This window comes from Saccharothrix sp. BKS2 (genome assembly GCF_047689505.1).
GTDB lineage: Bacteria > Actinomycetota > Actinomycetes > Mycobacteriales > Pseudonocardiaceae > Actinosynnema > Actinosynnema lopnurensis.
Window position 1 is genome coordinate 73,128 of record NZ_JAUQOL010000005.1, and the last position, 21,833, is coordinate 94,960.

Annotated in this window: 17 protein-coding genes and 3 pseudogenes; 7 read left to right on the forward strand and 13 right to left on the reverse strand. The window is 69.5% G+C overall.

The window, feature by feature from the left end; genetic code table 11:
• Nucleotides 1-153 precede the first annotated feature (153 nt).
• Nucleotides 154-579, forward strand: a complete 426-nt coding sequence (locus tag Q5530_RS11485) for a hypothetical protein (RefSeq protein ID WP_415362153.1) — start codon at nt 154-156, stop codon at nt 577-579.
• Between the two features lie 144 nt (nt 580-723).
• Nucleotides 724-1,833 (forward strand): arabinogalactan endo-beta-1,4-galactanase, encoded by a 1,110-nt coding sequence (locus tag Q5530_RS11490; protein WP_415362154.1) that lies wholly within the window; start codon nt 724-726, stop codon nt 1,831-1,833.
• Between the two features lie 26 nt (nt 1,834-1,859).
• Here the strand turns inward: Q5530_RS11490 and Q5530_RS11495 are convergent, their stop codons facing one another.
• From Q5530_RS11495 to Q5530_RS11505, 3 genes are read right to left on the reverse strand one after another with little or no spacing between them, the layout of a single operon-like run.
• Nucleotides 1,860-2,657: a carbohydrate ABC transporter permease gene (locus tag Q5530_RS11495; protein ID WP_415362155.1), complete on the reverse strand. Its 798-nt coding sequence runs from the start codon at nt 2,655-2,657 to the stop codon at nt 1,860-1,862.
• Entirely contained in the window at nt 2,657-3,550 is an 894-nt protein-coding gene (locus tag Q5530_RS11500) for a carbohydrate ABC transporter permease (protein ID WP_415362156.1), read from the reverse strand. The genes Q5530_RS11495 and Q5530_RS11500 overlap by 1 nt, the downstream gene beginning before the upstream one ends.
• Nucleotides 3,547-4,791, reverse strand: coding sequence for an ABC transporter substrate-binding protein (locus Q5530_RS11505; protein ID WP_415362157.1), 1,245 nt, complete (start codon nt 4,789-4,791; stop codon nt 3,547-3,549). Before Q5530_RS11505 ends, Q5530_RS11500 begins: the two co-directional genes overlap by 4 nt.
• Before the next feature lie 201 nt (nt 4,792-4,992).
• On the opposite strand from Q5530_RS11505, the gene Q5530_RS11510 reads away from it, so the two are divergent.
• On the forward strand, nt 4,993-5,766 hold the full coding sequence (locus tag Q5530_RS11510) for a tetratricopeptide repeat protein (protein ID WP_415362158.1): 774 nt from the start codon (nt 4,993-4,995) through the stop codon (nt 5,764-5,766).
• Here Q5530_RS11510 and Q5530_RS11515 read toward each other — a convergent pair.
• Entirely contained in the window at nt 5,715-6,308 is a 594-nt protein-coding gene (locus Q5530_RS11515) for a TIGR00730 family Rossman fold protein (RefSeq protein WP_415362159.1), read from the reverse strand. The genes Q5530_RS11510 and Q5530_RS11515 overlap by 52 nt on opposite strands.
• 226 nt (nt 6,309-6,534) lie before the next feature.
• On the opposite strand from Q5530_RS11515, the gene Q5530_RS11520 reads away from it, so the two are divergent.
• The gene (locus Q5530_RS11520) at nt 6,535-6,849 is read left to right on the forward strand and encodes a hypothetical protein (RefSeq protein ID WP_415362541.1); all 315 of its coding nucleotides are present in this window, start codon (nt 6,535-6,537) and stop codon (nt 6,847-6,849) included.
• On the opposite strand, the pseudogene Q5530_RS11525 reads toward Q5530_RS11520, so the two are convergent.
• Nucleotides 6,766-6,950 (reverse strand): annotated as a pseudogene (locus tag Q5530_RS11525) (IS5/IS1182 family transposase); the annotation flags it as partial. The gene Q5530_RS11520 and the pseudogene Q5530_RS11525 sit on opposite strands and share 84 nt — an antisense overlap.
• Before the next feature lie 388 nt (nt 6,951-7,338).
• On the opposite strand from Q5530_RS11525, the gene Q5530_RS11530 reads away from it, so the two are divergent.
• On the forward strand, nt 7,339-7,833 hold the full coding sequence (locus Q5530_RS11530) for an Lrp/AsnC family transcriptional regulator (RefSeq protein WP_415362161.1): 495 nt from the start codon (nt 7,339-7,341) through the stop codon (nt 7,831-7,833).
• Nucleotides 7,833-8,459 (forward strand): LysE family translocator, encoded by a 627-nt coding sequence (locus Q5530_RS11535; RefSeq protein ID WP_415362162.1) that lies wholly within the window; start codon nt 7,833-7,835, stop codon nt 8,457-8,459. The genes Q5530_RS11530 and Q5530_RS11535 overlap by 1 nt, the downstream gene beginning before the upstream one ends.
• Nucleotides 8,460-8,496: 37 nt before the next feature.
• On the opposite strand, the gene Q5530_RS11540 is transcribed toward Q5530_RS11535, so the two are convergent.
• The 7 genes and pseudogenes from Q5530_RS11540 to Q5530_RS11570 all read right to left on the reverse strand — a co-directional run bounded on the left by Q5530_RS11540 (nt 8,497) and on the right by Q5530_RS11570 (nt 18,130).
• Nucleotides 8,497-9,825, reverse strand: coding sequence for a hypothetical protein (locus Q5530_RS11540; protein ID WP_415362163.1), 1,329 nt, complete (start codon nt 9,823-9,825; stop codon nt 8,497-8,499).
• Nucleotides 9,826-10,200: 375 nt separating this feature from the next.
• Complete coding sequence (locus Q5530_RS11545) at nt 10,201-10,725, reverse strand: hypothetical protein (RefSeq protein WP_415362164.1); 525 nt, start codon at nt 10,723-10,725, stop codon at nt 10,201-10,203.
• A gap of 699 nt (nt 10,726-11,424) precedes the next feature.
• Nucleotides 11,425-11,643, reverse strand: a pseudogene (locus Q5530_RS11550) (IS5/IS1182 family transposase); the annotation flags it as partial.
• 453 nt (nt 11,644-12,096) lie between these two features.
• Nucleotides 12,097-12,896 (reverse strand): annotated as a pseudogene (locus Q5530_RS11555) (IS5 family transposase).
• A 140-nt stretch (nt 12,897-13,036) separates the two neighbouring features.
• Complete coding sequence (locus tag Q5530_RS11560; protein WP_415362535.1) at nt 13,037-14,542, reverse strand: ISL3 family transposase; 1,506 nt, start codon at nt 14,540-14,542, stop codon at nt 13,037-13,039.
• A gap of 115 nt (nt 14,543-14,657) precedes the next feature.
• On the reverse strand, nt 14,658-16,814 hold the full coding sequence (locus tag Q5530_RS11565) for an ATP-binding protein (RefSeq protein ID WP_415362165.1): 2,157 nt from the start codon (nt 16,812-16,814) through the stop codon (nt 14,658-14,660).
• Between the two features lie 137 nt (nt 16,815-16,951).
• Nucleotides 16,952-18,130 (reverse strand): BTAD domain-containing putative transcriptional regulator, encoded by a 1,179-nt coding sequence (locus Q5530_RS11570; RefSeq protein ID WP_415362166.1) that lies wholly within the window; start codon nt 18,128-18,130, stop codon nt 16,952-16,954.
• A 350-nt stretch (nt 18,131-18,480) separates the two neighbouring features.
• Here Q5530_RS11570 and Q5530_RS11575 point away from each other — a divergent pair, with 350 nt between their 5' ends.
• Nucleotides 18,481-19,581, forward strand: coding sequence for a HesA/MoeB/ThiF family protein (locus Q5530_RS11575; RefSeq protein ID WP_415362167.1), 1,101 nt, complete (start codon nt 18,481-18,483; stop codon nt 19,579-19,581).
• Here the strand turns inward: Q5530_RS11575 and Q5530_RS11580 are convergent.
• On the reverse strand, nt 19,540-21,783 hold the full coding sequence (locus tag Q5530_RS11580) for an ATP-binding protein (RefSeq protein WP_415362168.1): 2,244 nt from the start codon (nt 21,781-21,783) through the stop codon (nt 19,540-19,542). The two genes, Q5530_RS11575 and Q5530_RS11580, sit on opposite strands and share 42 nt — an antisense overlap.
• Between the last annotated feature and the right edge of the window lie 50 nt (nt 21,784-21,833).

Sequence of the window (21,833 nt, forward strand, 5' to 3'; positions counted from 1 at the left end):
ACCGGGCGGTTTGACTGGGGCGATCCGGCGCCGCGGGGCGCCGAAATCCCACCGGCGGTGAAGCGCGTTTCGCCACACCCCCCGTCCGCGAGGCGGGAGGGTGTCCCCGGAATGCCGTCCGCCGTCCGCGGGGAACCAACCGAGAGGAAGCCAGTGCGATTCATCCGTGTGCTCTCCGCCGCATTCCTGGTGTTGGCCGCGCTCACCGCGGTCGGCGCCGGGCAGGCCGGCGCGCAGCCCCTTTCCGCGGCGGGGATCGGCATCGCCCAGGTCGGTGAGAACTGCGCGAACATCGGCAACGGCGACGTCTGCATCAGGGTCGGCGCCGTCAGCAACGGCCGCGCCGACATCACCGTCTGGTACGACAAGCACTCCGGCTCCCCGGTCACCATCCGGCTGCGCTACGGCGGCAACGGCTCCGGCGTCGACGAGGGCCAGTTCACCATCTCGGCGGGCCAGGTCCGCGGGTACATCTGGCGCGGCGTCTACCTGCTCAACGGCTGCTACGTCGGGCAGATCATGACCGGCCCGCCGCCCAACTACACGCCGCTCGTCAACGGCGGGTACGTCTGCTACTGAGGTTCGGGGCGGCCCTGTGCACGCTCCCATCCGGTTCGGTCCGATCCGACCTTGATTCGGGTCCGTATCTGCGCTTCCCTTGTTGTGCACGTTCACAACGCGAGTCCGCCGCAGGCCACCGCACCCTCGATCGAAGGAGATCGGATGTCCGGACCGAACCGGGCGGCCAGGGCCGCCCTCGCCCTGGCGGCCGCCGTGCTCCCGCTGACCGCGATCACCCCGGCCGTCTCCGCGGCCGGCTCCCTGACCATGCTGGGGGCCGACGTCTCGACCGCGCAACGCGCCCTGGAGCTCGGCGCGAGGTACTACGACGCGTCCGGCACCGCCCGGGACCCGCTCGACATCCTGAAGGGCGTGGGCGTCAACTACGTCCGCCTGCGCGTCTGGAACAACCCGCGCAGCGGCTACAACAACAAGGCGAAGGTCCTGGCCTACGCCAGGACCGTGAAGGCCAAGGGCCTCAAGCTGCTGGTCGACTTCCACTACTCCGACACCTGGGCCGACCCCGGCAAGCAGTACAAGCCGGCCGCCTGGTCGGGCCACGACATCGGCCGGTTGCAGACCGACGTCTACAACTACACCCACGAGGTGTGCAGCGGCCTCAAGGCGCAGGGCACCACGCCCGACAGCGTGCAGATCGGCAACGAGATCAACGTCGGGATGCTCTGGAACGAGGGCAGGGTGGTCAACAACGACTTCACCAACCTCAGCCTCCTGCTCAAGGCCGGCTACAACGCCACCAAGGCGTGCAACGGCGGCACCAAGGTCATGATCCACACGGCGAACGCCGACAGCCTCGACCACGCCCGCTGGTTCTACGACGGGATCAGGGCCAAGGGCGTGCCCTGGGACATCACCGCGCTGTCCTACTACTGCTCGTGGCACGGCACGCTGGCCAACCTCCACGACGTCATCACCGACGTGCGCTCCCGCTACGGCAAGGACGTCGTGCTCGCCGAGACGGCGTACCCCTTCACCAGCCAGAACGCCGACGGCACGGGCAACTCCGTCACCTCCGGCTGCGCGGACTACCCGCTGACGTGGGCGGGCCAGGCCACGAACTTCACCCACGTGCAGAACACGGCGCGCAACGCGGGCGCCATCGGCGTCTTCTACTGGGAGCCGACCTGGTACGCGGTCCCCGGCAACGGCTGGGACCCGGCGGACATCAACGGCAGCGGCAACGGCTGGGACAACATGGCGGTCTTCGACTGGTCCGGCCGCCTCAACCCGAACGTCCGCTGGACCCCCTGACCCCGACCCGGTGGGCGGGACCGGGCTCACCGACCGGTGAGCCCGGTCCCGGTCACCCCGCGGACCAGGTGGCGCTGGAGCACGGCGAACACCAGCACGATCGGCAGGATCGACACCGCCGCCGAGGCGAACAGCAGGGTGGTCCTCGGGTTCTGCGCGGTGAGCAGGCCGGACAGCGCCACCTGCACGGTCCACGTGGTCGAGTCCTGCGCGACGACCAGCGGCCACAGGAACTGGTTCCAGCTGCCGATGAGGTCGACCACCGCGACGGCGGCGAAGAACCCCGTCGAGTTCGGCACCACCACCCGCCGGAACACCCCCAGCCGGGACAGCCCGTCGAGCCGGCCCGCCTCCTCCAGCGCCACCGGGAAGTCCAGGAAGTACTGGCGGAACAGGAACACGTTGAGGGCGCTGAACAACCCCGGCACCACCAGCCCGCGCAGGTCGGACAGCCAGCCGAGGCTCGACACCACCACGAAGCCCGGCACGAACGTCACGGCGGCCGGCACCACCAGCGTCGCCACGGTCGCGTACAGCACCGCGGGCGCGTGCCGGTACGGGATCCGCGCCAGCCCGTAGCCCGCGAGCGAGCACAGCAGCAGCTGCCCCGCGGTCTGGAGCACCGCGACCGCGGTCGAGTTCAGCAGGCTGCGCGCGAACGGGACCTCGGTGCCCGAGAACACCTCAGGCAGGGCCGACCAGCTGTCGCGGACCAGCACCGCGAACGGCAGCAGGAACAGCGCCGCCGCGACCACCAGCGCCACCCCGCGCGCGACCGCGCCCACCCGGCCGGCCGGGGTGCGGTGGTGGCCGACGGGCCGCATCAGGCCACCCGCCGCAGCACCCGGCCGGACAGCAGCGTCACCAGCGCGATCACCAGGGCCAGGACGAGCGCGCCCGCGCTCCCCCGCCCCAGGTCCTGCCCGCCGGAGCCCAGCGAGGTGTAGTAGAGGTAGACCAGCGGCGGCCGCGCGAACGGCGGGTAGCCGCGGGAGTCGCCGAGGATGTTGTAGAACTCGTCGAACGCCTGGTAGGCGTTGACCAGGTTCAGCACCAGCACGGCCACCAGCGCGCCGCGCAGGCCGGGCAGCGTGACGTGCCGGAAGGTCTGCCAGCGGGGCGAGGCCCCGTCGACCCACGCCGCCTCGTACAGGTGCGCCGGGATCCGTTGCAGGGCGGCGATGAACAGGATCATGTAGAAGCCCAGTTGCAGCCACAGCCTCGCGGTGACGAGCACGACCCAGTACAGCGGCGGGTCGACCGTGCCGATCCACGCCCGCGGCTCGCCGCCGAACCAGCCCAGCACGGTGTTGGCGACGCCGCTGTCCACCCCGGAGAACAGCGACATCCTCCACACCAGCGAGGCGACCACGGAGGAGCACGCGAAGGGCAGGAAGAACACCGACCGGAAGAACGCCCGCGCCACCCGGACCTGGTTCACCAGCAGGGCCAGCGCGAGGGCGAGCACCACCGTGGCGGGCACGACGAGCGCGGCGAACGCGGTGAAGGTGCCGATGCTGCCCAGGAACGCCCGGTCGGTGAGCACGTCCGCGTAGTTGGCGAACCCCACGAACTCCTCGGGCGTCACCGTGTTGCGCGCGTCGAAGAGGCTGAGGTAGGCGCTCCAGCCGATCGGCACGTAGGCGAAGACCAGCAGCCCGGCCGCGAAGGGACCGACGAACAGCCAGAACGCGAGCGCGGTGCGCCGTCGGCTCACCGGTCCTGCCGGCTGATCTCGACGCGCGCCACCTCGACCGCCGCGCGCAGCTCGCCCGCCGCGTCCGCGCCCTCCCGGGCGATGCGGGAGACCGCGTCCGACAGCGCGGTGTTGGCGCGCGCCGGCCAGCGGGCAGGACTGGCGATCCGGCCGCCGTCGGTGACGAGGCGGACGACCTCCGCGCCCGGCCCGTCGCGCAGCGCCCCGGCCCGTTCGGCCAGGCTCCGGCGGGCGGGCAGGTGCGCGCCGAACGCGGTGGCGAACTCGGTCTGGTGGTCGGTCCGCTCCACCCACAGCCACCGCACGTAGTCCCGGGCCGCGTCGACGTCGGCGGCGCGCGCGTTCACCGCGGCGCTGAACGCGCCGATCGGCACCGAGTCCGCGCCGTCGGCGTCCAGGCGCGGGAACGGCAGCACGCCGACGTCGTCGCCGTGCGCCTCGGTGATCTTCGGCAGGTTCCACAGGCCGGTCCACTGCATCGCGGCCAACCCGTCGACGAACGCACCGGGGTCGGCCCAGTCGGTCGGCGCCCCGAGCAGCAGGCCGCCACCCCGGTGCAGCTCGCGGAGCCGGCCGAAGGCCGCGGCGGCGCGCGGGTCGTCGAAGCCGGGCGCCCGACCGTCCTCGGACAGCAGGTCCAGCCCCGCCGACCACAGCAGCGGCGGGGTGAGCACACCAACGCCGCCGTCGTTGCCTGCGAACAGACCGCGCACACCGCCGGTGGTGAGCCGCGCGGTGGCCTCCACCAACTCGTCGAGGGTCCGGGGCGGCGCGACACCCGCCCGCTCCAGCAGGCTGGGCCGGTAGTAGAGGACCTGGGTGTCGACGGCCTGGGGGATGCCGTACAGCGCGCCGTCGACGGTCTGGGACTCCAGCAGGGCCGGGAGGAAGTCCGCGCGGGCCTCGCCCAGCAGGTCGTCCAACGGCACCACCCGGCCCTGCCGCACCCAGTCGACCTTGACCTGCGCCTCGAACACGTCGGGCACCGCGCTGTTCTGGAGCGCGGTCAGCAGCTTGGAGTCGTAGTCGCCGGGGTTCCACTGCACCTCGACCCGGGCGCCCGGGTAGCCGGCGGCGTAGCGGCGCACCGCCTCCTGGACGCCGTCCTCGCCGTAGGCGTGGTACCAGTGCCGCAGGGTCCCCTCGGCGGACCCCTCCCGCCCGGTGTTCGACCCGCACGCGGTGAGCCCCACCAACCCGGCCGCCGCGAGGAACGACCGACGGCTCAGCTCGGCACCCATCCCGACCTCCCCCGGCTCGACCCCTGCGGCAAGGTAGCCGACCGTGGTGGGCCACTATCGGGTGATCAGGCCGGGGAGGCGGGTTCGGTACGCCTGGATCCCACTGACGGGTGACAGTCGGAGGAAGGGCTGGTCGCCTCGGAGGAGAGTGATGCGCCACCACTGCTACCAGCCGTGCGACTTCGTGTTCCTGCGCAAACCGTGGACCGGCTGGATCACCTCCCACACACCGGTCTGGCCGCCGCCGAGACCAGCGGGAACGTATTCGGTCAGGCATGGGTGCTCAACAACCTGGCCCATGCCCATCGCGAACGCCAGGAGTACGACCTGGCCGGTCGTGAGCTGGAGCAGGCGCTGGCCATACGCCGCGGGATCGGGGATGAGACGGGGCAGGCGTGGACGTTGACCGGCAGCGGCTACCTGGCGGCCGAACTGGGACGACGGGATGAGGCGGTGAGGCTGTTCGAGGAGACGGTGGAGCTGTTCCGCGGTGTCGGGGACCGCCACGGGGAGGCCATCGCCTCGGCCAGCCTCGGTGAGGCGATGCGCCGTTCCGGCCGTGACGATGAAGCGCTGCACCACCTGGGCAGGGCGCTGGAGATCATGCGTGGCGCGGTCGACGGCTACGGCGAAGGCTTTGCCCTGACCAAATTCGGCATCACGCTGCACGACCTGGGCCGCTATGAGGAAGCACTCGACCGGTTCGACCTCGCGCTGGACGCCCGTCGACGGGTCGGAGACCGGTGGGGCGAGGCCGAAACCCTGGTCAACTGCGGCCACACCCTGGCCGCTCTCGGTGACCGGCACCAAGCCCAGGTCTCCTGGCGCAAGGCGCTGGCCATCCTCGACGAACTCGACGACCCGCGCGCCGACCACGTGCGCGGCTACCTGGCCCCCCACGACAACATGGCCGAGCCCCGCGATCACGGGCTTGACGACCCGGCGGCATCCGCGGAGTCGTCCGACCAGGTGTAGTCGGGTGGGCGGTAGCCGGCGAAGCGGTCCAGCAGGCGGTCCAGGTCGTCGTCGACCAGCAGCATGTCCCGGTAGGGCTGCTTGAGGAAACCCTCGGCGACCACGTGGTCGAGCATGGCGAGCATCGGGTCGAAGAAGCCCGCCACGTTGAGCACCCCGACCGGCTTGGCGTGCACCTTCAACTGGGCCCACGTCCAGGTCTCGAACAACTCGTCCAGGGTGCCCGCACCACCCGGCAACGCCAGCACCGCGTCCGACAGGGCCGTCATCAACGCCTTGCGCTCGTGCAACCCTCCCACGACGCGCAGTTCGGTCAGACCCCCGTGGGCGACCTCCCAGCCCACCAGCGCCTCGGGCAGCACCCCGACCACCCGACCGCCGGCCGCCAGGGCACCGTCGGCGAGCGCGCCCATCATGCCGACCCGGGCACCGCCGTAGACCACCTCGATCCCGCGCCGGGCCAACGTCGCCCCGACCTCGCGGGCCGAGGCCAGGTACCGGTCGCCCCCACCGGAGGAACCGCAGTAAACGCACACACGCACGCCTCGAACCTAAAGGCACAACCCTCGAACGAGTGATGGCGACATACCCGATCAACCTGATTGGGTGAGACACGTACGTGTCGTCCCGGCCACCTACCCGGCTTCGACGACGCATTGGCCATCCTCTACCTCGCCGAGGTCGTCGCCGTGGGCAGCGTGCCGGCGCCCCGAGCCGCCGACACCGCCCTACGCGCCACAGCCGACAATCGATCCGTGGAGGGGCGGGGTGGCTTCACTCGGCGAGGTTCGACAACTGGTCGAACTGGGGCTCGGGAAGGCAGCCGATGCCATCGCCGCGTTGGAAGCTGCCGCCGATCTCGTCGACGAGGCCCAAGCCCTGATCCGAGCCGCCTCACGCGGCAGCGGCCGCGCCGATGCGGCACATCACGATGATCACCAACAACACGCCTTTGTCTGCGACACGATGTCGCATGCGATAAGCGAGCCCTTTCCAACCTCATCCGGTGGCGAGGTGGAGTGCGAGGACGGCTCGGGCCAGGTCGGTGATTCGGATGGTGGAGCAGGGGATCCTGCGCAGTAGACGCCAGGTCTTGAGGCGGAGACGGCGCGCTCGCCAGGAGCGCGGATGCGGGCGTGGGAGCGGTTGACCGCCTGTCGACCGGGCGAGAGGTTGTGCCACCTGCTGCCGATCCGTCGACGATGCACGGGCCACTCCCGGGCGGGAGCCGGAGGTGCGAACCGCACAGGTCGATCGCTGATGGGTGGACAAGCACACGAAGCTCCTGGCGATGGCCTCACTCTTGGTCGAGAAGTCATCTACCAGGAGCTTCGCCACGTCTCCAGCCCACCACCAGGCTGGAAGGGCTCACTGCGTACCCCCGCCGCTCGCAGGCGGTAATTCGCGCCCAACCGATGATGCCCGACCACGACCAGGGCCAGCAGCTCTCCGATGTGGCGGCCCATCGGAGAACCCAAGCGAGCCCTACCTCATATTGCCCTACGGATGGTAGTCAAGCTAGCCTGTTTACTTACGAAGCATTGGCCAAGCAATCGAAATCCCAACGATTCCATGCCACAGCTCGACGAGGTGGACCTACAGCTGCTGACCCTCCTTCAGGAGGACGGGCGCGCGACGCACGCCGCACTCGGCAAAGCTGTGGGCCTGACCGGCCCATCGGTGTACGCGCGGGTCAAGAGGTTGGAGCAGGAGGGGGTGATCCGGGGGTACAGCGCGATCGTCGAACCCCAGAGCGTGGGTCAAGGACTGCTGTCGTTCATCAGGGTGGGCACCGCGGCGTCCCACGACGAGCAGGAGCCGTTCGAGTCTTACGTGCAGGAGAGCAGGGCGATCATCGAGTGCCACGACGTGGACGGTGAGGACAGCTACATCCTGAAGACACGCACCGGTTCTCCGGAGGAACTCCGGGGCCTGCTCGCGGAGATCAGGGCATTGCCGGGGGTAACCCGCACGGTGTCGTCCATCGTGCTGCTGACGGTGAAGGAGATCCGTGGCGGAGCGCACCTGACCGAACCGGGCTCTCCTGGGACGAAAGGTGGGGCGTGATGGCAGAGATCCTGTGGTTGGGTGTGCTGCTCGGCGTCGGGGCGGCCCTGTCGGTCGGGCCGATCTTCGTGACGATCCTGCAGGAGGCGGCGGCCCGCGGCTTCTGGGCCGCGTTCAAGGTCATCCTGGGATCGGCGACCGCGGACCTGGTGCTGCTGGTGCCCGCCCTGGCGTTCGCCTGGGTGGTGGCGGCCGTCGCGGAGGCGCAGGTCTGGGTCAGCGGCGTCGGTGCGGTGCTGTTCCTGGTGTTCGCCGCGCAGGCAGTGCGGGACAGCCGGGTGTTGTGGCGCGGCGGTGCGAGCGCGCCGGTCGAGGGGTGGGCGTTCTGGAAGGGCGTTGCCAGCAACTTGGCCAACCCGTTGACCTGGACGTTCTGGGTGGCGACCGGGACACCGAGCATGCTGCGCGCGCAGGAGGTGGGCGGTTGGTTCGGGGTGGTGGTGTTCACCGTGACCTGGTTCGCCGTGGCCTCGGGTCTGGAGGCGGTGATCGCGTTCGTCGTCGCCGGGTCGGGCCGGAAGGTCGGGGTGCGGGGACAGGCGGTCATGACGGCGGTATCGGCAGTCGTCTTCGTCGGGTTGGCGGCCATCCTGGTGGTGCGGGACGTCGCGCCGGTGGTCGGGTGAGCCGGCCCGGGACCCCGGTCCCGGGCCGGCTCACCGGTCAGGCGAACACGTAGGACAGGTCGGTCGGCCGGCCGGCCAGCGCGTCCTCGAACGGGGCGGCGGCGCGCCGGCCCGCCGCGATCGCGTCGAACAGCGGGTCGAGTCCGTCCCGGTCGCCCTCCCACAGCACGGCGTGGACAGTGCGGACGAGTTCCTCGACGGCGGGGCGCGCCCGATCCAGCCACGCGCCGGAGTTCGCGGGCAGGGTGATGCCGCGGTCGGTGAGCCAGCCCAGTTCCAGGGTCGCGGCCACGCTGTCGGCGAAGTCGCTCGTCCGCCGCGACAGGTAGCGGATGTGCTCGGCGCAGAACCCGACGCCGAACTCGTCGCGGTCGGCCAGCTCCGCGGCGACCAGGATGCCGTGGCTGTCGGCGTAGGTCTCCTCCAGCGCCATGGCCAGGAACGGACCCAGCTCCTCGCGTACCGCCGCGCCGGTGTCCTGGCGGTCGGCGCGCCGCCAGAAGTGGCCGAGGTCGTGGCCGCGGAACCACACCAGCAGGCTGTCGACCAGCTGGGCGGGCGAGTGGTTGGCCACCGGGGTGGCGGTGCCCAGCAGCGGCAGCGAGCACCGTCTGACGCGCTCCTGGAACACGTTGCCGAACACGACGGTGAATTCGCGCCCCAGGACCGAATTGCCGGGGGTCTCCAACGGGAAGAAGTGCGCGAAGTTCTTGTGCCCGAAGGCCGACTCCCCACCCGCCAGGACCAGCTCGCCGAGGTGCATGTCCGGCTTCTCGTCGCACAACCGCGCCTCGGCGCCCAGCGCGCGGCCGGCGATGTCGGTGACGGCGCCGAACCGCGCGTCGAAATCCGTGATCACCCGCTGCCTGGCCGGGTCGGGGACGACCACGAGCAGACTCAGCGGGTCGCGGGCCGTTCTCGGGCTCCACGTGCCGAGCCTGCCGCAGTAGAACCACGGCTCGTCGGCCGTCGGGGGCTCGACGATGGACGGCTTCCACTCGCCGGTGGCGGAGTACAGCGCGAACAGCTCGGCGGAGGTGGAGATCGTCTCGGCCAGGGCGGCGCGCCCCGAGGCGCGCTCCGCCTCGGCGACCGACCACAGCGTACCCGCGACGCGGCGGGCCAACTCCAGACGGAGGCCGTCACGGCCGTCGCGGGACGGGGTCGCCCTGCTGTCGACCATGGCGTAGCAGTCCAGCAGCGATTTGACCTCGACCAGCCCCGACCACGACACCGGGAACGCGGCGCGCAGAGCCGCGTAGCCGGGGTCGACCCGGAAGGCGCTCGTCGTGGGCTGATCGCGGTGCCAGAACGGGCTGGTCGAGTCGACGTCCAAACGCGGGGTGATGCTCAGTTCCAGGGACATGGCGTGCTCGTTCCTCTCCAGGGTCTGGGTTCGGTTCGGTTCCGACAACGGCGGCCGCAGGTCGTCCGCGGCCGCCGTACCGCATCCCGACCTCAGCGAGGAAGGGCGCGCGGTAGGGGCTGGTGTCGACTTCCTGTCCCGCCGTGAGTACGTCCAGCCGCAGCGGGGTCTTCTCGTTGGCGGGCTCGACGTAGGCAGGTAGCAGGAGACCGGCAGGGGCAGGTTGGTCAGAGCGGACAGGCGCACCACCCGGACGGCCTCGTTGGGGGCGTCGTCGGGGGCGAACATCCGTGTAGGGGGCGAACATCCGTCTCGCCCGTGGTGGCCACCGGACCGGGGGCGACTTCCGGGGCCGGGTCGAGCGAGCAGGGACCGTCATCGGCGTGACCACGCGGAGTTGCCCACCGCGGCGCCAGAGCAGGTGCCGCACGGCGCACTCCGCGGGTTCGACCGGTCGATGGAGCCGATCAGTTCCCAGGTGCCTGCCATGCCGTTCTCGTCGAGGTCGGGTGGCCGCCGCCACTGCGGGTTCCCATCACCTCGTAGTCGCCCAGAACCTCGGCGACCGGTGGGAACACCAGGCGCAGCGCGGCCCGTCGCCGCGAGCCCTTCCGTCACGGGCGCACCCAGCGGGTTGGTGATCACCCGGTCCACGTCGCCGAGGTCGGCCTCGCGACAGTCGCCGTCGGCGGCCACGACCAACCTGCGGTACGCGGTCGTGTGGCACCGGTCCGCCGACAGCAGGTCACCGTCGTAGAGGCAGAAACCGTTACATGGCGGCCGGGGCGGGATCGGCTCGGGATTGCCCGTGGGCAACCGCGGTTCCCGCTCGTCGGCCTGCCTGGAGCGCGCCAGGTCGACGAGCGCGCCGAAGCCCAGCAGGGCATGGTTGGTCAGCACGAGCCACCGCCCCCCAGTTCCTTTGTGCGCGCAACACCGGACAACCCGGACGCGGGTTGTCTGGAAGCGCTACCGGAAAGTCCGGATTTCCCCACCGATCATCCGGTCACGACACGCGCAACCGATTCGCCCTAAAGCATGCCCCCCACAGGCGTATAAATGGCGTGTTTCAACAGCCCCCTTGGCGATCTAGAAGTTACCTGCGCTCGAGCGCCCTGAGCAAGTACTTATGGGCCATACAGTGCTATGTCGCATGGAAAAACCCAGGTCGGCGCCAAGCGAGGTGACGCATCTTCACCCAATGGCAGCAGCCTGAAACTTTCGCAACCGGAACCTTTCTCCGTGGTTGGCGACACACCAAGCAGGGCTCGATGTGGTGCAGAACAAGGACGGCCGCGACGATCGTGGTAGCGCGACGCGGGCAACACCGCAGCTTGGCAAGGCTTTCCAGCTCTTACCGGTCCTGAAAAAATGATCACTGCGGTGGCGTCGAACGTGCTCGATGTGGATCATTTTCGGTCGTGAGGAGGGATGAGTCCCCGCAACCCGCGCCGCAAGCGCGTGCCGAATCGGGTGTGGTGGACGCACCGAAGGCGTGAACACCAAGACGAAGCTGATCAAGCGCCAGATGTGCGGAAGAGCCGGTTTCGGCCTCCTGCGCCACCGCATCTTCCTCTGGAACACCACCACCGAAGTACGCCGCCAGGTCCTGAGGATCGACACGGCTCGTTCGCCGAGGGCGCGGATGTGGGCGTGTGAGCGGTTGATCGCCTGCTGTCCTGGCGAGGGGGTGTGCCACTTGCCGCGGCACAGAACGCGCAAGGGGCCGCCGACACCTCGATAGGCATTGTCCGCCCGGCACGGGAGGTCCACCGTGGCGAGGACTTGGACGTTCATTCCATGGCGCTGGTGCTTTCCGAGCTGCGCACAGGCCCGACACCGACGACCAACTGATCATCGCCGAGTCGGGTGAAGACCCATCCTCCGACGAGCCCGTTCCTGCTCAAGCCCGGAGACGTCCACCAGGAGTTCGACGAAGACGACGGAGGCATACTTGGCGCCGCTGTCTGAGCCGTGGGCGCTGTGGCAGCCGGAGGTGGGGCAGATCCCGGGACATATCGGTGGCACCGGCGCGAACGGGCCGTACCCGGCGTCGGGTTCACTGCGTTCTCCGCGTTCGACAGCGGCAACCACTCCGCCGCCGACGCCGGGCCCACATGCCGTGTTTCCGGGCCGACGGGTTCGTCGACATTCTGCTCAGCGTCAGTCTTCCGCATCAGCCATACGCCCGCCGAAGAGAGCTCCACACGATACCGTCACGGCACAGGTCCGAATATCCGCAGGATAACCGTTGCCCCTCGTTTACTGGTCCTAATAAAATTGTCGGACGTGGCGGTAGCAGATGATGCAGGTGGCGAGGCCGAGGAGGGCTTCGTGGATGTCGTCGCGGCGTTCCCAGCGGATACGCAGGCGTTTCATGCCGTGGTACCAGGCGATCGTGCGCTCTACCACCCACCTGACGGTGCCCAGGCCGGAGCCGTGGGGTTCGCCTCTGCGGGCGATCCTGGGGGTGATTTCCCTGGCGCGCAGGCGTCGGCGGTACTTGTCGTGGTCGTAGCCGCGGTCGGCGTAGAACGTCTTCGGGCGTCGACGCGGACAGCATCGTCGTCCGCGCACGTTCGGCACCGCGTCCAGCAGCGGTTCCAGGCCGACGACGTCGTTGCGGTTGCCGCCGGTGAGCAGAGTGGCGAGCGGGATGCCGCCGCCGTCGGTCAGGACGTGGTGCCTGGAGCCCGGCCGGGCGCGGTCGACCGGGCTCGGACCGCTTTTGGGCCACGACGCGCGGCACGGACGTGCGAGGAGTCGATGACGCCGCGATCCCAGTCCAACCGCCCCGCCGAGTGCAACTCCGCGAGCAGCACCTCGTGCAACCGGGACCACACCCCGGCCTCGTTCCAGTCACGCAGCCGCCGCCAACAGGTCATCCCAGAGCCGAAGCCCAACTCCTGCGGCAGGAACTCCCACTGGATGCCGGTGTGCAGCACGAACAGGATCCCCTACAGGCACAGCCGGTCCGGCACCCGCTTGCGGCCCGGGTTGCGGGGCCTGCGCGGCACCACCGGCAACAACGGCTCGATCCGCTCCCACAGAATCGTCCGGGAACGATCCACGGCGGCGACTCACCCCTCCCCACGACCGAAGATGATCCACATCAGATGCACTCAACACCAGTACGTTGATCATTTTGCTAGGACCAGTTACACCGACAACTGGGCTCTGGCCCGTAGTCGGTGGTGACGCTGTGTATCGGTCAGGGTAGGAGGATGCGGTGGCGGAGGAGGTCGAATCCGGCGCGTCCGTGCATCTGTCTCATGATCCTTTTGGTGCGGGTGTTGACGCCTTCGGTGCGGCCGTTGTGGTAGGGCAGGGTGAGGGCGGCGTCCACTGCGGACCGGTCGATCTCGAGGCCGTTGGTGAGACTGCGAAGGTGCGGCAGGTCGGCGGCGCGGGCCGTCGCGATCCATTCGGTGAGTTTCGCGTCGTTGCCCGCGGCGGGTGTCAGCAGGGCGGCGAAGCCGCGTATCAGGTTGGCGAGTGCGGTCATCTCCGGGCAGGCCGCGGTGATCTTCTCCAGCAACTCCGTGTCCTTCGGGCGCAGGTTGTCGGGTTTGGTGAGCAGGAGGCTGCTTGCGTGGCGGGAGGTGGTGACGGGGCGGTCGCCTTCGGCGCGGCCCTGGTTGAGGTAGCGGACCAGCAGGTTGGCGCTGCCGGTGTAGCCCAGCTCCCGGATCTCGGCGAGGAGGCGGGTGACCGGGACAGCGGGGTCGGCGGCGCGGCGGGCGCGCAGATGGTCGCGGTAGGGGTCGACCAGGTTCGGGCGGTAGGTGGGGGCGATGCGCAGCGCCTGGGGTTCGGGCATGCGGGCGTAGCGTTTGACCGTGTTCAGCGCCACGCCGAGCCGGCGGGAGCAGTCGAGCAGGCCGACGCCCCGGCCCAGCAGGTCGTGAACCTTCTTCCAGCGCTCACGGATGGTCTGCTCGTGAACCCCGCCGGGGCGGGGCGGGTTGATGGTGGCCCAGCATCCGGTGTGCGCGCGGACTTCGAGCAGGACCTTGTCGCAGAGGTTGCGCCACAAATGCCAGCGATCGCTGACCTGCACCGCGTCGGGCAGGGCGCGGCGGATCGCTTCGGCGTAGGTGGCCGAGCCGTCCCGGCACACGACCTCGACGCCGGGATGCTCGCGCAACCAGGTCTCCAGGACGGTTGCGTCGCGGCCGGGCAGGACCGCGACACGGCGGCCGGTCTCGGCGTCGATGACGATCGTGGCGTAGCGGTGGCGGCGGCGCAGGGCGAAGTCGTCCACGCCGATCACCCGCGTGACCGTCAGCTCGGGCAGCGGCAGGCGCCGCAGACGGCGCAACGCGGTGCTGCGGGACACCGGCACGGCGAGAAGTCCGGCCAGCCTTGCGGCCGCCCGGCCACATAATTCGTGGGCCACATGGGATATCTGCCGGACAAGCCGCACCGTGCGACGCTGGTGGCGCTCCAACAGCCCGGGAACCTGTTCTCGGAAGGTCTGCCGCAGGCAACCCCGAGCCGCGCGGACCAGCCGCCGGGCGCGCAGGTGCACAACGACCTGGCGGCCGTCGACCGGCACGTCCTTCACTGCCCGGTGGTGATACCCGTGCACCTTCGCCGTCGCGGTCCCGCACACCGGACACGGTACGGCCGCATCCCGAGTACGGGCCGTGAGCACCAGCATGCCGCCGCTGTCCTTCACCTCCTCGACGACCAACGCCGACAACCCGGCAAACACCGCCCCTACAAGGGAACCGACATCCATCACAAAGATCATGATCACGCTTGATTACTTGGCGTCACCACCGACTACGGGCCAGAGCCGACAACTGGACAGACCCAAGTCGCGCCGCTCAGCCGCTGTCAGGGTTGGCGCTGGTGGAGTGGTCGAGATTGTCGAGTTGCTGTTGGACGCGTTCGGCGTCGGTGTCGCGGCCTTGGTCCCGGTACAGCGCCAGTGCCCCCTCCCACGCCATGCGGGCCTGTTCCTGATCTCCTAGGGCGGCATGAGGATGGCCGACGTTATCGAGGGTGTTCGCAACCTCGTAGGCATGGCCGAGGGTGCGGCGCAGACTGAGGGCTTGGTCGTAGAGGTCGAGGGCCTGGTGGTGGTCACCGGTGTGGTGGGCGATGTAGCCGAGGCTGTCCAGGGTATGCGACTCGCCTACGAGGTCGTGGTGGTGCCGGTGCAGGACGAGAGCGGCGTGGCAGTGGCCGCGGGCGGTATCGAACTCGCCCAGGCGCGCGGCGTACCAGCCCACCGCGTTGAGCGCGTCGGCTTCCCACACCGGCTGGTTAAAGCTGCGATAAAGGTCGAGGGCGTGTTGGGCGTGGCCAAGAGCCCGTCGATCGTCGCCCCATAGCTCCCAAACGATCGCAAACTGCTGGTGCGTATGGGCCTGTTGGATGAAGTCGTGGTGACGTACGGCCAGGTCGAGGGCATGGTTCAGGTGTCCGGTGGCCTGCTCGTGTAGACCCAGCCGGGAACAGACATAGCCGAGGATCCGGTGGGTGCGGCTGCGGGTAGCGGATTCGGGTAGGTGTTCAGCGGCGTCCAAGGCCGCCTGCCACACGGCGAGCGCGTCTCGCAAGTGCCCACGGTGGTGGAAGGTGTCCAGGTTCCAGGCGAGGTGCCAGACCGCATGGTGGCGGCCGAGGGCGGTGGCAATGCGCTGGGTCGCCAGCAGAGTGGTGTGCTCGGCCTGTAGCCAGGCGAGCGCGGCCGCGGTGTCGGGCAGCGGGTGCGGGTGGACCCCGGAAGCGGGCGGGTCGGGTGGTAGGAGCGTGCCGTGGGGGTCCAGGTGGCGGCTGGCGGTGTGGGCGGTGTGCAGGTGGAAGTCCACCACCCGAACCAGGGCCGCCTCTCGCACGTCATCGGGCAGGGTGGCGCGGGCGGTGTTTGCGGCGTAGGCGCGGACCAGGTCGTGCATTGCGTACCGGCCGCCGGGCGAGCGGTCGATCAGTGAGGCGTTTTCCAGTGCCGCCAGTGCCCGGCGCGTGCGGGCCGGGGACAGACCGGTGAGGGCGGCGGTGGCGGGCGGAGTGGTATCGGGACCGGGAGTGATCCCGAGCAGGGCGAACATGGTGCGTTGGTCCTCCGTGAGATAGCGCAGGGACCAGGAGAGCACGGTGGGCAGGCTGGCGGCGGGCTCAGTGTCGTGATCGAACGCCTCCAGCCCGAGTTGGCGCAACTCGGCGGCGATTTCGGTTAGTGGGACGGTAGGGCGGATGTCGGCGGTACGGGCGATGATCGACAACGCGAGCGGGTGACCCCCGCACAGCATCACCAGTTCGTCCACCAATTCGGGCGCGGAGGCGACGCGGTCAGCGTCCAGGCGATCTGTCAACAGGGCGTGGGCCTCTTCGCGGGACAGGACGTCCAGGGATAGGTGGCGGGCGCCGTGCCGGTCGATCAGCGACGCCAGCCTTTGGCGACCGGTGACCAACACGGTGCAGGTCGGCGAGCCGGGCAACAACGGCACGACCTGCTCGATGGTGGCGGCGTTGTCCAGCACGATCAGCATCCGCCTGCCCGCGACCATGCTGCGGTACAGCGCGGCTTGGGTATCGAGGTCGGTCGGGATGCGGCCGGGGTCGACCTGCAGGGCGTCGAGGAACCCGCGCACCGCCGCCGCTGGCTCCACCGGGTCGTCAACGGGGCTGAAGCCGTGCAGGTCGACGAACAGCTGTCCGTCCGGAAAGCGCTCCAAGTTCCGATGCGCCCAGGCCAGGGCAAGCCAGGTCTTGCCAATGCCCCCGGCCCCGCCGATCGCCGAGACCAGCATCGTCGCCCCCGTACCCACCGGACCAGCGGGTACGGTTGTGGTAGTCGGTTCCCGCGCGTCGGTGCCCAGTCCCTCCGGTAGGGCGGTGTGGGTGAGGGCGCGGTCCAACCGGGCCAGTTCCACGGTCCGGCCGGTGAACAGTCCCGGTGCGGCGGGCAGTTGCCGCGGCACCACCCGCGCCGGGCGCGGTGATGGCGGATGCAGGTGTACGTTGCCGTGCACCACGCCGACAGCGGCGCCGTAGTCGGTGGCGACAAGCCCACCGTGGATGCTCGTCGTCGCTGCGGTCTCATGAGCCGGGGTCGTGTCGTTCTGGGAGGCCGGGTTGGGCGCCGACGCAGCGTGCCCGCCGTCTGTGTCGGCTACCGAGGGCTCTCGGACTCCGGTGGTGGTGGGGCTGCTGGTTGGTTGACGGTGAGGTGGTCGCCGGTGGCGGCGCCGATGGTGATTCCCCCTGTCGCTCCGTTGACCCCACCGTAGATGGTCGTGCTGCGATCCCCCACTCGGTCGCGATTCCCGGCTCCGGGGGCGCTTCGCGGCGCACCGAGGTCGTCGGATTCGTGGTCGGGTCCTGTAGGTGTGGTGTTGTGCGGGGTTGGTGTGGTGGGACCGGGCGGGTAGGTGACGAGGTGGTGTAGGTGGTTCTGGGTGGTGGCGGAGAGTCCGGTGCCGCCGCTGAGGTCGCGCATTCCGGTGGCGATGCGGTCGGCCCAGGCGGCGATGGCAACGTGTTGTCCGGTGCGGGCCAGCGCTTCGGCGCCCAGGAGCAGGAGTCGTTCGTCGTGGACGATGTCGGCTTCCAAGGGACCGAGCTGGGGTGGGATTTCGTGGTGTCGGCCTTGTTCGAGTAATAGTTGCCACAGGGTGGCCAGAGCGGTGCGGCGGTGTGCGTGGGCGTGGTGGCGGAAGGTGTCCACCCACCGTTGGTGCACGTTCTCCAGTGGGGTCCCGCGCCACAGCCCGAGCGCGTCGTGGAGGCGGTCAGGGTCGTGGTGCTCGCCCGCGGCTCGGGTCTCGCGGAGGAACCGGTGGTAGTCGACTGTGTCGGGGTCGACGTCGAGGATGTAGGCGTGGACGCCGGGATCGTGGCGTAACCAGGCGCGGTCACCACCCGCTCGTTCGATGGCGTCGCGGATGCGGGTGAAGTAACGGGTGAGGGTTGTGGGATCGGGTTCCTCGCGGCCCTCATCGCGCCAGGTGCGGTCGATCAGGGTCGTGACGGTGACCGGCCGGCCGACGTCGAGGGCCAGCAGACCCAGCATGCATCGTTGCGCCGACCCGGTCAGGGTGACGACGTTGTGGCCCTTATGGATCTCGACGTTGCCCAGTACCCGAATTTCCACCCGTCCCCCCGGCTGTAGCCCTTCTTGAAGGCGCAGTCTGGCGAGAGCCGCGCCGACGTCCAGCCGATGCGACCACGCTGCACTCGTCCGTAACGCGAATCCACCCGGACGGGGCAGCAGTGGTTGACGATGCGTGGCGGTTTTGGGCGTCTGTTCATCCCAGTGGTGTCCGACAACTGCGGACACCACGGCGGACACGACTCCTACCCAAATGGGGTAGCGATGTCCGCCCCGGTATCACGGACGTCGTCCGGGGACCCGTCGCGTGCGGTGGCCGATGCTGGTTCCAGCCTCAAGGCAGGAAAGCGGGGCGAAACGGAGACCAACGTCATGGACGTCATCGACAGCTGCGGCGATCACCTACCGGGTTGGCCTCACATCATGCAGCCACGCTGCACGGGATCGGCATGTGGGCAACGTTTTCGGCTCGGTGCCGACGCCCTGGGATCAGGAGGGAGGTGGCGGTTGTGATCGAGTTCGAGGAAGTGGTCTGGCAGGAGTCGTTCAGCAATGGAGGGGAGTCCGGTAACTGATAGCGGAGGGTGTTGATGTTTCGTCCACGGATCAAGTTCGAGCACCGGCCCGTCCGCTACGGCGAGGACCGGATCAGGATCGGCGGCGACATCATGGGTATCGCCGCCGAGATCGGAGACCCGGAGGGGTGGGTGTGGGCGTTGCTCAACATCCTCGACGGCACGCGCACGGTGGACCAGGTGCTCGCCGACCTGGTCCACCGCTTCCCCCGGCTGTCTCACGCCGAGGCGCGGGAGGCTGTGGACGACCTCATCAGGGCAGGGTACGTCTACGACACCGCCGCACCGCCACCCGAGCGGGTGATCGAAGCGAAGTGGGGTCGGTACGACCGGGGAGCAATGCTGCTGCGGTGGATGGACCGCACACCCGATCGCGGTGCATGGGACGCGCAGCTGCTGTTGCACCAGTCTAGGGTCACTGTCGTCGGGCTCGGTGGCGTGGGTGCCGCCGCGGCGTGGGCGTTGGCCGCCTCCGGTGTGGGTCAGGTGCACTGCGTCGACGGGGACGTGGTGGAGTTGTCCAACCTCAACCGCCAACTCCTCTACACCGAGCAGGACCTGGGTCGGTCGAAGGTGGAGGTCGCTGTCGAGCAACTGCGGAAGCACAACTCGCAGGTATCGATCACCGGCCAGCACGGCGTGATCGACCGACCGGACACACTGTGGAGCCTCGCGGCCGGGTGTGATGTGCTGCTGCTGGCGGCAGACACTCCGGGCGACATCCGGTCGTGGACCAACCGGGCCTGCCTCGCCACGGGGACAGTATGGGTGCACAGCGGCTACCACGGTCCACAGGTCCATGTAGGGCTTTACCGGCCAGGTAGCGGGCCATGCTCTGATTGCGGACGCGCCGCCCGGTTGGAGCGTGACGCCACGTTGCCGCCCCTGACCGGCTGGGCACCGGCCCGTGGGCAGCAAGGGCCCCACGCGGCGAACGCGGTCACCGCTGGCATCACCGGACAGCTGGCGGCGCACGCCGTGATCAGCCTGATCACCGGGGCACCCGCCCTACCGGTCAACCGGGAGTACGGAGTAAACCTCGTGACCCTACGCGGCCACACCGTCGGGTTGGACTCACCCAGGGCCGACTGCCCCGCCTGTCACGGACTGGTCTGATCCCGCTGCTCCGGCTTCCAACGCGTGAAGTCGGAGCAGTACCTCCTCCACCCGCGGATCACCCAGCTCGGTCAGCACCCGCACAGCCTCAACCAGCTTCTGCCGGGCCTGCGCTGGTTGCCCGAGGTGCTCGTGCGAGGTGGCTGCCGCCTCGTACAACGGCGCGATCAGATACTCCATCCCGCCCGACTGCTCGCACAGCGGCAATGCCTGTCCGCACAGCTCCAACACACGGTCGTGCTCGCCCAGATGTTGCCGGGCTACCGCCATCCCGTGCAGCGCGTAGGCGACGTTTGGGGGGTCGGCGGCGTGGCGCAGCACCAACTCGCGTTCCAGATGCGCCAACCCCTCCACCGGTTGTCCTGAGAAAGTGAGGATCGCGCCAAGGTTGGCTTCCACCACTGCCTCCGTACGCATCGCCCCGGTCTCTTGAGCCAGGGGCAGCGCCTCGGTGTAGCAGGCAAGCGCCTGCTCGTACTGATGATGGGTGCGATGCAGATAACCAAGACCGCACAACGCATCCAACCGCCGGACCCGGTCGTCGCCCGCATCACCGGCGGACTTCAGCACCAGAGTGAAGTCCGCCTCCGCTTCCGCCCACCGCTCCAGCTGGCGACGAGTATTGCCGCGGCGGATCAACAACGACAACTCGGATGCCTGATCCCCCGCCTCGCGGGCGGCGGACAGCCCCAGCGCCTCCGCCTCAAGCCGCAACGGCCACAACGACCTGGGCCTGGCGGTCACGAACCGGCACGCCCCCGCCAGCAACACCGCCTCACTCCACAACCCCTCCCCGTGCGCTGTCCGCAACGCCGTCAGCATCGTCGTCAACTCCGCGGTCAACCACTCCAGCGCCCCTGGTCGGTCGAACTCCGGAACACCACGCGCAGACCCTCGCAATGCCAACGGCGAATCCCCCGGAAAAGCCACCCGGTCCGCCTCATCGGCGACCGTGGCGTACCAGCCGACCACTCGCGTCACGGCCTGTCGACGGTCCGGCCCGGAATCGTCGGCGTCCGCCCGTCCGGCCGCGTAGGCGTACGCCAGGTCGTGCAGCCGATATCGTCCCACCCCGACCTGCTCCACCAGGTTCAGATCGACCAAGTCCTCCAGCAGCCAGCGGACCCGCGACAACGGCCAGTCCGACAAGGCCGCCGCCGCACCCTCGCCCAGTTCCACCGTGGGATGCAGGCCCAGCAACCGGAACAGGCGAGCCTGCTCCGGTGACAACCGCGCATACGACGCGTCGAACACCGCCCGCACCGCGGTCGAATCGTCCCCCGACACGCTCAACCCCTCCACCCTGCCCCTCTCCTCGGCGATCCCGGTCACCAACCCCGCCACACTGCCGTGCCGACGCCCCGCGATCCGACACGCCGCCACCCTCAACGCCAACGGCAACCCGCCGCACAGCGACACCAACGACGCGACCGCCTCCGGCTCCGCCCGAGCACGCTCCTCACCGATCACGCCCTCCACCAACGACACCGCGTCCTCAACGGGCAGCACGCCAACCGGCAGCCGTACCGCACCGTCGGAGACCGCCAGCCCCGTCAACGCCGCACGCCCGGTCACCACCGTCACACACCCCGACCCCGCAGGCAGCAACGGCCTCACCTGGTCCGCCGACACAGCGTTGTCCAACACCACCAACACCCGCCGCGACGCCGTCAACGACCGGTACAACCCGACCTGCGCCTCCTCAGCTGCGGGCACAGCTTCCGCCGAAGTTCCCAACCCCTGAAGAAAACCCGCCAACACCGCCGACGAAACCAACGGCGCACTCGGCCCGTAACCCCTCAGATCGGCGAACAGCGTCCCGTCGGGAAATCGCGACTCGGCACCTCGCGCCCACCGCACCGCCAACGACGTCTTCCCGACCCCACCCATCCCCTCCAACACCACCACCGACGGGCCACTTGGCTCATCCAACGACCCGCCCAGCGCGCTGTCCACCGCCGCGAGCTCGCCAGCCCTGCCGGTGAAATCCCGGACGCCAGCTGGCAATTGCCGAGGTACCGGAACCCGCGACGTCGGCAGCACTACCTGCCCGATGTTGCCTGCCTGTACCACAGCACCCACCACGGCAGTTCCCGCCAATGAGTTCGACACACCCACCCCGTCCGTCACCCACCATAAATCCCACAACCGGAACCGAGACACCACCGCATCGACGGCAGTCCACCCGGTCGGCTCACCCACCCGCGACACCCTCTGGCCTCCTGTCGTCGATCGCGCCACGATCGACGACA